This is a genomic window from Nocardia sp. NBC_00508 (assembly GCF_036346875.1).
Taxonomy (GTDB): Bacteria; Actinomycetota; Actinomycetes; order Mycobacteriales; family Mycobacteriaceae; genus Nocardia.
Genome location: NZ_CP107852.1, coordinates 4,428,377 through 4,442,005, shown reverse-complemented (window position 1 = coordinate 4,442,005; position 13,629 = coordinate 4,428,377). Strand labels below are relative to the sequence as shown.

Annotated in this window: 1 protein-coding gene (running past one end of the window); it reads right to left on the bottom strand. The window is 70.0% G+C overall.

Annotation, left to right across the window (positions count from 1 at the left end):
* Window positions 1-13,629: the start of a non-ribosomal peptide synthase/polyketide synthase gene (locus OHA40_RS19695; protein ID WP_442943761.1), read on the bottom strand. The gene continues 30,723 nt to the left of window position 1, outside the view; 13,629 of the gene's 44,352 nt are visible here — the first part of the coding sequence; the start codon lies at window positions 13,627-13,629; the stop codon falls past the left edge of the window.

The following is a 13,629-nucleotide window of genomic DNA, read 5'->3' as shown; positions in this document are numbered from 1 at the left end:
GAGCTGCCGCGCGGCGACGGAGTCGGCGTCGTCCTCGGCGCCGAGCACCTCGTGCTGCCACAGCGCGTAGTCGGCGTACTGCACCCCCAGCGGAGCCCAGGAGGGGACCTCGCCGCGGGCGCGCTCGGTGTAGGCGAGCACCACGTCACGCAGCAGCGGGCGCAGCGAGAAGCCGTCCGCGCTGATGTGGTGCATGACCAGCACCGCGACGTGATCGGTTTCCGACAGCGCGAGCAGGCTCGCCCGGAACGGGATCTCGGCGGTCACGTCGAACCCGACGCTCACCAGCTCGACGATCCGCGCGGGCAGTTCCTCCGCCGCGACCGGCTCGGCGACCAGATCGAAGGCGACCTCGCCGACCGGCAGGACACGCTGGTAGCCGGTGCCCTCCACCTCGGGGTAGACGGTGCGCAGCGCCTCGTGCCGCGCGAGCACGTCGCGGATGGCCGCGCCGAGCGCGGCCACGTCGAGATCACCGGTCAGCCGCAGCGCGACCGGGATGTTGTTCACCGCGGTCCGGTTGTCGAACCGGTTGAGGAACCACATCCGCTGCTGGGCCGACGACAGCGGCACCAACTCCGGACGCTCCCGCGCCACCAACGGAGCCCGGCCGCCCTCTCCGGCAGCCGATTCCACCTTCGCGGCCAGCGCCACAACGGTGGACGCCTCGAACAACGCGCGCACCTGGACCTGCGTATCCAACGCCTCGCCGAGCCGCGCGGCCACCTGCGTGGCGACCAGCGAGTTGCCGCCCAGTTCGAAGAAGTCGTCGTCCAGGCCGACCCGCTCCACACCGAGCACCTCGGCGAAGGTGTCGGCCACGATCTCCTGCACCGGCGTCGCGGGCGCGCGGAACACCTTGGCCTCGAAGACCGGTTCCGGCAGCGCCTTACGGTCCAGCTTGCCCGAGGCATTCAGCGGGAACTCATCGAGCACCACGTACGCCGCGGGCGCCATGTACCCGGGCAGCCGAGCGCCGAGCGCTGCCTTGACCGACTCGACGTCCACCACCCGGTCCGGGTCCGCCACCAGGTAGGCCACCAGCTGGTCGCCGGTCCGCTCATCGGCGCGCACCACGACCACCGCCTGCGCCACCGATTCCAGCGCCGTGAGCGCCGACTCGATCTCGCCCAGCTCGATACGCAGACCACGCACCTTCACCTGGAAGTCGGTGCGGCCCAGGTACTCCAGCTCACCGTCTTCGGTCCAGGCCACCAGGTCGCCGGTGCGGTACATGCGCTCGGCATCGCCGAACGGGTTGGCCACGAAACGCTCGGTGGTCAGGTCGGGACGACCCACGTAGCCGTGCGCCAGCTGCGCGCCCGCGAGGTACAACTCGCCGGGCACGCCGGCCGGAACCGGCAGCAGCCGCGAATCCAGCACGTACACCTGGGTGTTGAACACCGGGGCACCGATCGGCACCGACACCACGTCGTCCTCGGTCACCTCATGGAAGGTGACGTCCACCGCGGCCTCGGTCGGGCCGTACAGGTTGTGCAGCCGCGCGCCGGTCAGCTCACGCAACTTCTGCGCGGTCACCGCGGGCAGCGCCTCGCCGGAGGCGAAAACATTACGCAGACTGGTGCATTCGGCCGCGCGTTCATCCGCCACGAACACCGACAGCATCGACGGCACGAAGTGCACCGTGGTGACCTGCTCGTCGACGATCAGCCCCGCCAGGTACGCGGGATCGCGGTGACCGTCCGGCTTCGCGATCACCAGTCGCGCACCGACCTGCAACGGCCAGAAGAACTCCCACACCGACACGTCGAACGTGGCCGGGGTCTTCTGTAACACCACGTCGTAGGCCGCCAAGCCGTACTCGGCGTGCATCCACACCAGGCGGTTGACGATCGCCGCGTGCGAAACCGCCACACCCTTCGGACGACCGGTCGAACCGGAGGTGAAGATCACGTACGCGGTGTTCGCCGGACGCAGCGGCTTGTGCCGATCGGCGTCGGTCAGCGGCTCGTCGGAGAACTCCGACAGGTCCAGCTGATCGATGCGCACCTGCCGGGAGACAGTGGTCGCCAAATCGGAGCCGGAGGTCAGCACGCACACCGGGCGCGCGGTCTCCAGAATGTAGTCGATGCGCTCGGCCGGATGGTCCGGGTCCAACGGCACGTACGCGCCGCCGGCGGCGTTCACCGCGTACATGCCGACCACCAGATCGACCGAGCGGCGCATGCCGAGGGCCACATACGATTCCGGGCCGACGCCGTTGCGCTTGAGCCAGCGCGCCAGGCGGTGCACCCGCGCGGCGAACTCGGCATACGTCAGCGTCGCGTAGCGACTCGATGAGGGGTGGTGGTCGGGCGACGGGTGGACCGGACTCGTCCCCTCGAACGTCACTGCCGCCGTGTCCGGCGTGCGCGCGACCTGCGCCTCGAACAGCGAGACCAGCGTGGCCGCGGCATCGCCCACCGGCGAGGTGAGCGCGGCGTCCACCGGGAACTCGGTGTCGTTCCACCGCTCGATCACCAGCGACCGTTCGGCGTCGTCGAGCAGGTCGATGTCGCCGACCGTGACCGACGGCTCGGCGGCGACACCACGCAGCACGCGCACGAAGCGCTCGGCGAACGCGCCCGCGAACGCGCCGTCGAAAAGATCGGTGGCGTAGACGAGTTCGGCGTCCATCGCCGTCTCGGCGCCGGGTACCTCGCTGAGCGTGAGCTGCAGGTCGAACTTCGCGGTCGGCTGGTCGATACCCAGCTCGGAGACGGTGAGGCCGGGCAGCTCCAGCGCGGTGCGGCCGAGGTTCTGGAACGACAGCATCACCTGGAACAGCGGGTGCCGCGCCTGCGAGCGGGCCGGGTTGAGCACCTCGACCAACCGCTCGAACGGCACGTCGGCGTGCGCGAACGCCTGCAAGTCGCGCTCGCGGACCTGGGCGAGCAGGTCGGCGAAAGACTCACCCGCGTCCACTTCGGCGCGCAGCACCAGGGTGTTGACGAACATGCCGATCAGGTCATCGAGTTTGGCTTCGCCTCGACCGGCGACCGGGATGCCGATGGCGATGTCCTCGGAGCCGCTCAACCGCGCCAGCAGCGCGGCGAAGGCACTGTGCACCACCATGAACAGCGTGGTGCCGTGCGCGTGCGCGACGCGGTTCAACTCGTCGATCAGCTCGCCGGGCACGCGGAACCGGTGGGTGCCCGCCCGGTACGACGCGACAGCGGGCCGCGGGCGACCAGCCAAGCGCAGCTCGTCGGGCAGACCGGCGAGCGCGCCGCGCCAGTAGTCGAGTTGCTCGGAGATGAGCGAGGTCGGATCGTCCTCGGAGCCGAGCGTGTCGCGCTGCCACAGCGCGAAGTCCACGTACTGCACCGCCAGCGGCGGCCAGCCCGGCTGCGCCGCCGAGGTCCGCGCGACGTAGGCGGTCATCAGGTCGCGCACCATCGGCCGCATCGAGAAGCCGTCGGCGGCGATGTGGTGCACCACCACGACCAGCACGTAGTTGTCCGGCGCGAGCCGGTAAGCGCGCAGGCGCACCGGCGGTTCGGTGGTCACGTCGAAGCCGCGCTCGACAAAGTTGTAGAGAGCGCCGAGCAATCGCCCCTCGGCCACCTCGACCACATCCAGATCCGGAATCGCCCTGGTCGCGGGCAGCACCCGCTGATAGGCGACACCGTCGCGGGACGGGTACACGGTGCGCAGCGATTCGTGCCGCGCGATCACGTCGGCGATCGCGCCGCGCAGCGCGTCCAGATCCAGCGCACCGTCCAGCCGCACCGCGGCGGGGATGTTGTCGGCGGCGGAATCGGCGTCGAAGCGGTTGAGGAACCACATCCGCTGCTGCGCCAGCGACAGCGGCGGGTGCTCGGGACGCACCTGTGCCGTGAGTGCTTGGTGCGCACCGGTTCCCGCGTGCGACTCGACCCGGGCGGCCAGCGCGGCGACGGTCGGCGCCTCGAACAGCACGCGCACGCCGATCTCGGTGTTCAGCGCTGCGCTCAGGCGGGCGGTCACCTGGGTGGCCACCAGCGAGTTGCCGCCCAGCTCGAAGAAGTCGTCGTCCACGCCGACGCGCGGCACGCCGAGCAGGTCGGCGAAGACCTCCGCCACGATCTCCTCGATCGGGGTGGACGGCGCGCGGAACACCCGCGCCTCGAACACCGGCGCGGGCAGCGCCTTGCGATCGAGCTTGCCGGAGGCGTTGACCGGGAACGCGTCCAGCACGACCAGCGCGGCCGGGATCATGTAGCCCGGCAGCGCGGTGGCCAGCGCGGTCTTCACGTCGTCGATGTCGACCGTCGCCTCGGCTTCCGCGACCAGATAGCCGACCAACTGGTCACCCGCGTGCGCGTCGGAACGCAGCACCACCACCGACTGGGCGATACCCGGCTGCGCCAGCAGTGCCGCTTCGATCTCGCCCAGCTCGATGCGCAGGCCGCGCAGCTTCACCTGGAAGTCGGTGCGGCCCAGGTATTCCAGCTCGCCAGCGGCGGTCCAGGACACCAGGTCACCGGTGCGGTACATCCGCGCGCCTGGCGCGCCGTACGGGTTGGCGACGAACCGATCCGCGGTCAGGTCCGGACGACCCAGGTAGCCCAGCGCCAGCTGATCGCCCGCCAGATACAGCTCTCCCGCGACACCCGGTGCGACGGGGTGCAGACGGCTGTCGAGCACGAAGACGCGCGTATTCCACACCGGGCGTCCGATCGGCACCGACACCGTATCCGCGTCCGTCGCTTCGTGATACGTCACGTCGACGGCCGCCTCGGTGGGGCCGTACAGGTTGTGCAGCCGCGCGCCGGTGAGCGCGCGCAAACGTTGTGCCGTTTGCGCCGGCAACGCCTCGCCGGAGGCGAAGACCTGCCGCAGCCGCGGCGCGGGCTGGCCGTCGCCGTTCTCGTTGCCCAGCGTGGCGACGAAGACCGAGAGCATCGACGGCACGAAATGCGCTGTCGTGATGTGCTTCTCGGCGATGATCTGAGACAGGTACACCGGGTCGCGGTGCCCGTCCGGGCGCGCGACGACCAGCCTGGCGCCGGTCTGCAATGGCCAGAAGAACTCCCACACCGACACGTCGAACGTGGCGGGAGTCTTCTGCAACACCGCGTCCTCGGGGCCGATCGGGTACTCGTGCTGCATCCACAGCAGCCGGTTGGCGATCGCGGCGTGGCTGACCGCCACACCCTTCGGGCGTCCGGTGGAGCCGGACGTGAAGATCACGTACGCGGTGTTCTCCGGCCGCAACGGCTGCGTGCGCTCGGCGTCGGTGATCGGCGCGCCGCTGGTGGCGGCGAAGCCGGGCACGCCTTCGATGCCCTCGACCGACAGCACCGTCACCTGCGGCTGCGGGTCGAAGTCGAACCCGTCCGCCGAGCGGTACAGGATCATCCGCGGCCGTGCGGTCTCGATGATGTAGTTGACGCGGTCGGCGGGCTGGTCCGGGTCCAGCGGGACGTAGGCCGCGCCGGTCTGCACCACCGCGTACATCGCGACGACCAGTTCGGTCGAGCGCCGCAGCGCCAGCGCCACCAGCGATTCCGGGCCGACGCCCGCGCCGATCAACTGTCTGGCGATGCGGTTGACGCGCTCGGACAACTCGCGGTAGGTCAGCCGCTCGTCCTCGAAATCCAGCGCGATCGCGTCGGGCGTCGCCGCGGCCTGCGCGTCGAACAGCGAGACCAGCGTCTCGGCGGGCACCGGGTGCGCGCTGTCGTTCCAGTCGACGAGCACCTGCGCGTGTTCCTCGGGCGCCAGCAGATCGATATCGCCGATCGGCACGTTCGGGTCGGCGGTCACCGCCGCGAGGACGCGGTCCAGCCGCCGGGCGAACGCGGCGACGGTCGGCTCGTCGAACAGGTCGACGGCGTAGGAGAACTCCGCCGACATCCCCGCCGAGTCACCCAGTTCGTCCTGGGTCTCCGAGAGGGTCAGCTGCAGGTCGAACTTGGCCAGGCGGGCGTCGTAGTCGATGCCGTTGACCGAGAGACCGGGCAATTCCAGGCTGGCCTGCCTGGTGTTCTGGAAGGTCAGCATCACCTGGAACAGCGGGTGGCGCGCCTGCGAGCGGGCCGGGTTGAGCACTTCGACCAGCCGCTCGAACGGCACGTCCGCGTGCGCGAACGCGTGCAGGTCGGTCTCGCGCGCCTGGGCGAGCAGATCGGCGAAGCTCGCCGCGCCGTCCACCTTGCTGCGCAGCACGAGGGTGTTGACGAACATGCCGATGAGGTCGTCGAGCGCGGCCTCACCACGACCGGCGACCGGTGTGCCGATCGCGATGTCGCTGGTGCCGCTGGCCCTGGCGAGCAGCACCGCGAGCGCGCTGTGCAGCACCATGAACAGCGAGGCGTTGTGCCTGCGGCCCAGCTCGACCAGGGCGCGCTGGGTCTCGCCGGAGATCACGAACGGGTAGGTGCCGCCACGGTAGGAGGCGACGGCGGGGCGCGGCCGATCCGACGGCAGCACCAATTCGTCCGGCAGATCGGCGAGTTCGCGCGTCCAGTAGCGGATCTGATTGGAGATCAGCGAACTCGGGTCGTCCTCGGCACCGAGCACCTCGCGCTGCCACAGCGCGTAGTCGGCGTACTGCACCGGCAGCGCCGACCAGGCCGGGGCCTCCCACGACGTACGAGCGGCATACGCCACCATGACGTCGCGGGCCAGCGGCCCCATCGACCAGCCGTCGGCCGAGATGTGATGCACCACCATGCCGAGCACGTACTCGGTCTCGCTGATCTCGAAAAGCCGTGCGTGCAGCGGCACTTCGCTGGTCACGTCGAACGCCATCGAGGCCAGCTCGACCAGGTGATCGATCAGGTTGTGCTCGGTCACCGGCACCGGGGTGAGGTCCGGCACGATCTGCGCGGCGTCCAGCACCACCTGCACCGGGCCGCCCTTGGTCTCCGGGAAGACCGTGCGCAGCGACTCGTGCCGGTCGATCACGTCGATGACCGCGACCTGCAACGCGGCGATGTCCAGGTCACCGGACAGCCGGATGGCGACCGGGATGTTGTTCACGGCCGACGAGGTGTCGAACCGGTTCAGGAACCACATGCGCTGCTGCGCAAGCGAAAGCGGCACCTGTTCCGGACGCTGCCTGGCGACCAGCGCCTTGCGCGCCCCGTCACCGGCGTGCGACTCCACCCGCGCGGCCAGCGCCGCGACCGTGGACGCCTCGAACAGCATGCGCACCGGCACCCTGGCATCCAGCGCGATGCCGAGGCGGGAGGCGACCTGGGTGGCGATCAGCGAGTTGCCGCCCAGCTCGAAGAAGTCGTCGTCCACGCCGACCCGGGAGATGCCGAGCACCTCACCGAAGATCTGCGCGACGATCTCCTCGATCGGCGTTGTCGGAGCACGGAATTCACGCACCTCGAACACCGGGGCCGGCAGCGCCTTGCGGTCCAGCTTGCCGGAGGCATTCAGCGGCAACGCCTCGAGCACGACGATCGCCGAGGGCACCATGTACGCGGGCAGCGTGCGGTGCAGCGCGTTCTTGATGTTGTCGATGTCGACCGGGCCGCCGGTGCTGACCACGTAGGCGACCAGCTGGTCGCCCGCGACGGTGTCCAGCACCAGCACCACGGCCTGGGTGACGGCCGGGTGCTCCAGCAGGGCGGACTCGATCTCGCCGAGTTCGATGCGCTGGCCGCGGAACTTCACCTGGAAGTCGGTGCGGCCGATGTACTCCAGCACGCCCGCGCTGCCGACTTCCGGATCGCGCGGCTGCACCCAGCGCACCAGGTCGCCGGTGCGGTACAGGCGGGAGCCGGGCGCGCCGAACGGGTCGGCGACGAAGCGCTCGGCGGACAGGTCGGGGCGGCCGTGGTAGCCGCGGGCGGTCTGCGCGCCGCCGAGGTACAGCTCGCCGGGCACACCGACCGGGACCGGGTTCAGGCCCTCGTCCAGGACGTAGGTCTGCGCGTTCCACACCGGGCGGCCGATCGGCACCGACACGGGCGCGACCTCGTTGAGCTGCCACGCGGTGGCGTGCACGGTGAACTCGGTGGGGCCGTACAGGTTGTGCACCGTGGCGGTGGAGAACTGCCGGAACGCGGTGACGGTCGCGGGCGGCAGCGCCTCGCCCGCGACGAGAACCGCACGCAGCGAAGCGCATTCGGCCGTGGACGCGGAGCCGGCGAACACCGAGAGCATCGACGGCACGAACGAGGTCATGGTGACCCGGTGCCGTCCGATGATCTCCGACAGGTACATCGGATCGCGGTGGCCGTCGGGCGCGGCGATCAGCATGCGGGCGCCGACGGCCAGTGTGCCGAACAGCTCCCATACCGACACGTCGAAGGTGACCGGGGTCTTCTGCAGGATGACGTCGGCCGGGCCGATCCGGTATTCGGCGGTGATCCAGGCGATCTGGTTGACCACCGAGGCGTGGCTGACCGCGACGCCTTTGGGGCGGCCGGTGGAGCCGGAGGTGTAGAGCACGTAGGCCGTGTTGGTCGCGTGCAGCGGTGCGCGGCGCTCGGCGTCGGTGATCGGCCCGTCGCCGACCCCGCTCAGGTCCAGGGTGTCCAGCGCGAGCACCGGGATGCCTGCCGCGGTGACGTTGTCGGCGGTGGTGGTCAGCACGCACACCGGGGACGAGCTGTCCAGCACGTACTCGGTGCGCTCGGCCGGGTGGTCCGGGTCGATCGGCACGTAGCCGCCGCCTGCGGTCATGGTGGCGTAGATCGCCACGAGCATGTCCACCGAGCGGCGGATGCCGACCGCGACCAGCGATTCGGGGCCGACGCCAGCGTCGATCAGCTTGCGCGCCAGGCGATTCACGCGCGAGGCGAACTCGGCGTAGGTCAGCTCGACCGGCGGGCCGAACTCGTCCGCGCCGCGGACGCCGCCGTCGAACATCACGGCGGGGTCGTCGGGCCGGGCCCGCACCTGCTCCTCGAACAGCTCGAGCACCGTGGCAGCGGGCAGATCGTGCCGAGTGTGGTTCCACTCGGTGAGCACCCTGGCGCGTTCGGAGTCGTCGAGGATTTCGATGTCGCGTACAGCGGTCTCCGGCGCGGCGACGGCGGCTTCCAGCACGCGCAGGTAGCGGCGGCCGAACTCGGCGACGGTCGGTGCGTCGAACAGGTCGGTGGCGAAGGAGACCACCGCGGCCATGCCCGCAGGCTCGCCGTGCGAGCCCCGCTCCTCGGTGACCGTCCATTGCAGGTCGAACTTGGCGATGTCGACCTCGAGCTCGTCGGCGGTGACCGACAGCCCGGGCAGTTCCAGGGTCGCGTGCGACATCTCCTGGAACGACAGCATCACCTGGAACAGCGGGTGCCGCGCCTGCGAGCGGGTCGGGTTGAGCACCTCGACCAGCCGCTCGAACGGCACGTCCGCGAAGGCGAACGCGGCGAGGTCGGTTTCCCTGGTACGGCCGAGGAATTCGGCGAACGGTTCGTTGCCGTCCACCTCCGAGCGCAGCACGAGGGTGTTGACGAACATGCCGATCAGGTCGTCGAGCGCCTGCTCGCCGCGTCCGGCCACCGGTGTGCCGATGGCGATGTCGCTGGTGCCCGACAGGCGAGCCAGCAGCACGGCCAGCGAGGCGTGCATGACCATGAACAGGCTGACGCCCTGCGCCCGAGCCAGCGCGATGAGGCGCTGATGCAACTCGACATCGATCTCGAAGCTCACCCGGCTGCCGCGGAAGCTCTGCACCGGGGGACGCGGACGGTCCGCGGGCAGATCGAGCTGATCCGGCAAGCCCGCCAAAGACATACGCCAGTAAGCGATTTCGCGGGCCGCCATCGAGCCGGGATCGGACTCGGCGCCCAACAGCTCGCGCTGCCAGATGCTGAAGTCCTGGTACTGCACCGGCAGCGGCGCCCAGTTCGGCACCTGGCCCGCGGTACGGGCCAGGTAGGCAGCGGCCACGTCGCGCGCCAGCGGACCGAACGAGAAACCGTCGGCCGCGATGTGATGCACGACGAACGCCACCGCGTAATCGGCGGTGCCGTTGCCGCGACCGCCGGTGACCGCGAACACCCGCACCCGGATCGGCAGCTCATGCGACACGTCGAAGCCGCGTGCGGCGAATTCGGCCAGCGCGCCGTGCAATTCGGCCTTGTCGATCGGCTGCACCGCGATGCTCAGATCCACTTGGTCGACCGGAACCACCTGCTGATAGCCGCCGTCGCCGGACTCGGGGAAGATCGTGCGCAGCGACTGCTGGCGCTCGACCACGTCCAGCAGCGCCGACTGCAGCGCCGCCAGATCCACCTGACCGCGCAACCGCACGACGAACGGCAGGTTGTAGGTGGGCACGGTCGGGTCGAACTGGTTGATGAACCACATGCGCTGCTGCGCCAGCGACAGCGGCACCCGTTCCGGCAGCTGCTGGGCCACCAGCGGTGGACGCGATTCGTCGGCGGGAGCGGCGTTTTCCGCCCGTGCGGCGATTCCGGCGACGGTCGGGGTCTCGAACAGCGCGCGCACCCCGATCTGGGTGCCGAAGGCCGCGCCGATGCGCGCCACCACCTGGGTCGCGACCAGCGAGTTGCCGCCCAGATCGAAGAAGTTGTCGTCGATGCCGATCCGGTCCTGGCTGAGCACGTCGGCGAAGATGCCCGCCACGATCTGCTCGGCCTGGGTGCGCGGTGCGCGGAACTCGCCCGCGTCGGCGCTGAACACCGGCTCCGGCAAGGCTTTCCGATCCAGCTTGCCGCTGGTGTTGAGCGGGAAGGCGTCCAGCACCATGATCGACGCGGGCACCATGTAGCTGGGCAGCTTCTCCGCCGCGAACCTGGCCAGCGCAGCCGGATCCACGGTCTGGCCCGGCGCCGCGACGACGTAGGCGACCAGCTGCTGACCGGTTGCCGTGTCCACGACCAGCACCACGGCCTGGCTGACCGCGGGGTGCGCGAGCAGATCGGTTTCGATCTCCCCCAGCTCGATGCGCTGACCGCGGAACTTCACCTGGAAGTCGGTGCGGCCGATGTATTCCAGCGTGCCCGCGGAGTTCCAGCGCACCAAGTCGCCGGTGCGGTACATCCGCTCGCCAGTGGCCGACAGCGGGTTGGCGACGAAACGGTCCGAGGTCAGATCGGGGCGGCCGCGGTAGCCACGGGCGAGCTGACGCCCGCCGAGGTACAGCTCGCCGGGTGCGCCGATCGCGGCCGGACGCAGCCGCGAATCCAGCACGTACACCTGGACGTTCCACTCGGGGATACCGATCGGCACGGTCACCGTGTCGGCGGCCGTCGCCTCCCAGTAGGTCACCGAGACCGCGGCCTCGGTGGGGCCGTACAGGTTGTGCAGTCCCGCGTCGGTGATGGCGCGGAAGCTCGCGGCGGTCTCCGGCGGCAGCGCCTCACCGATCACGAAAACCGCACGCAGCGTGGCACATTGAGCCGCCGTGGCGTGCGCGACGAACACCGTGAGCATGGACGGGACGAAGTCGGTCACGGTGACCCCGTGCCGGGAGATCATCTCCGCGACGTAGAGCGGGTCGCGATGGCCGTCCGGCGACGCGATGACCAGCTTCGCGCCTACCAGCAGCGGAAGGAAGTAGCCCCACAGCGACACGTCGAACGTGGTCGCGGTCTTCTGCAGGTACACGTCCTCGGCGGTCAGCCGGTACTCGTCCAGCATCCACAGCTGCTGGTTGACGATGGCGTGGTGGGTGACCGCCACGCCCTTCGGGCGACCGGTCGAGCCCGAGGTGTAGATGACGTAGGCGGTGTTGTCCGGACGCAGCGGCGCGAGCCGGTCGGCGTCGGTGACCGGGGCCGCGGAGTATGCCGACACGTCCAGGGTGTCGATCTCCACCCTGCGCACCGACCCGGGTAGGTCCAGCTCGTCGGCCGACAGCGTGAGCACGCACACCGGATCGGCGCTGTCGAGGATGTAGGCGGTGCGCTCGGCCGGATGATCCGGATCGATCGGCACGTACGCGCCACCGGCCTTCACCACCGCGTGCATGCCGATCACCAGCTCCAGCGAGCGGCGCATGCCCAGCGCGACCAGCGATTCCGGGCCGACGCCGTCGGCGATCAGGAACCGGGCGAGCCGGTTGACTCGCGCGTGGAACTCGGCATACGTCAGCGTCGCGGAGCGACTCGTTGAGGGGTGGTGGTCGGGCGACGGGTGGGCCAGCGTCGCGGAGCGACTCGTTGAGGGGTGGTGGTCGGGCGACGGGTGGGCCAGCGTCGCGCCCTCGAAATCGAGCGCGATGTTGTCCGAGGCCAGCGGCATCTGCGCGTCCAGCAGCGCCGCGAGCGTGGTCGCCGGAACCTCCTGCTCGGAGTCGTTCCACTCCAGCAGGGTCCGCTCGCGTTCGCCGGCGGTGGTGACCTCCAGGTCCCACACCGCCTCGTCCATGCCAGCGGCGAGGAAGCGACCGAAGAACTCCAGGAAGCGGCCGTGGTGGCTGCGCGCCTCGTCCTCGGTGTAGAGGTTGGGGTTGGTCTCGAAGTCGATGTGCGCGCGGGTGCCCGCCACCGACTGGTAGAAGTTGACGCCCAGGTCCTCGATGCTGCCCGTGGACAGCACGTGCATCTGGCCAACGGTCGAGCCGAAGACGATCTCGTCGTGGAACAGCATGATGTTGACCCACGGCCCGAAGAACTCGGTGGTCACCACGCCGTCACCGGCCGCGTCCCTGCGGATGTCCTCGTGGCGGTACCGCTGATGCCGCAGTGCGCCGGAGACCTCGACCTGGACCTGCTTCAGCAGCTCGGACACCGTGGTGTCGTGCCCGACGTGCAGCCGCAGCGGCACGATGTTCGACGACGCACCGCCCGAGCGGCGCATCGCGGCGGTGGTGCGCGCGGTCACCGGCAGGCTGAGGATCACGTCGTCGACGCCGTTCCACTGCGCCAGGTACGCCGCGAAGCCGGCGAGCAACAGTCCGGCGGGCGAGGAATCGTGCCGCGCGACGGCCGCGTCCAGCAGGGCGTTCTGCTCGTCGGACAGCGCGGCGCTCACGATGCCGTTGATCGCGGCAGGCGGCGCGGAACGGCCGGTCAGGCTGGTGCCTTCCTCCAGCCCGGCCACCCGCTCGGCCCAGTACTCCTTGTCGGAGGTGAAGCGGGTGCTGTCGCGGTAGGCGATCTCCTGCTCGTAGAGCGTGCGCAGCTCGGTGGCTTTGGACGCCACGGGCTCGGTGCCGTTCACGTATGCCGTGTACAGCTCGGCGATCCGGTTGACGTTGGTCATGGCGCCGAAGCCGTCGAGCGCTATGTGGTGCGACCGCGAGTACCAGTACCAGTGATCGTCTGCCAGCTGGAGCGCCGCGATGAGGATCAGCCGGTCGGAGGTCAGATCGAGCGGGCGGCTGTACTCGGCGCGCATCCACGCCTCGGCGGCGGCGGCCGGATCGGCCTCGCCGCGCAGGTCGACGTAGACGACCTTGTCGTAGTCGGCGATCGAGTGGTCGACGAACTGCAGCGGCTGCCCGCCCTGCTCGATGATGCGCAGGAAGCCCGAGCCCAGCTCGTGCGAAGCGTCGAGACTGGCGCGCTCGAGCAGATCCGCGTCGAGCTCGCCGTGCAGGTCCACGTACTGCGCGATGTTGATCGGCACCTGCGGATCGACATGCTGCGCGTACCAGATACCCAGCTGGGCGGGCGACAACGGAAAGGTCACGGACACCCCGGTTTCTACCTCAGCGCCAGCGTGTGCCCGTTCGCCACCAGTTTCGCCGTTTCCGCCGAAATCCAGCCGGTCCAA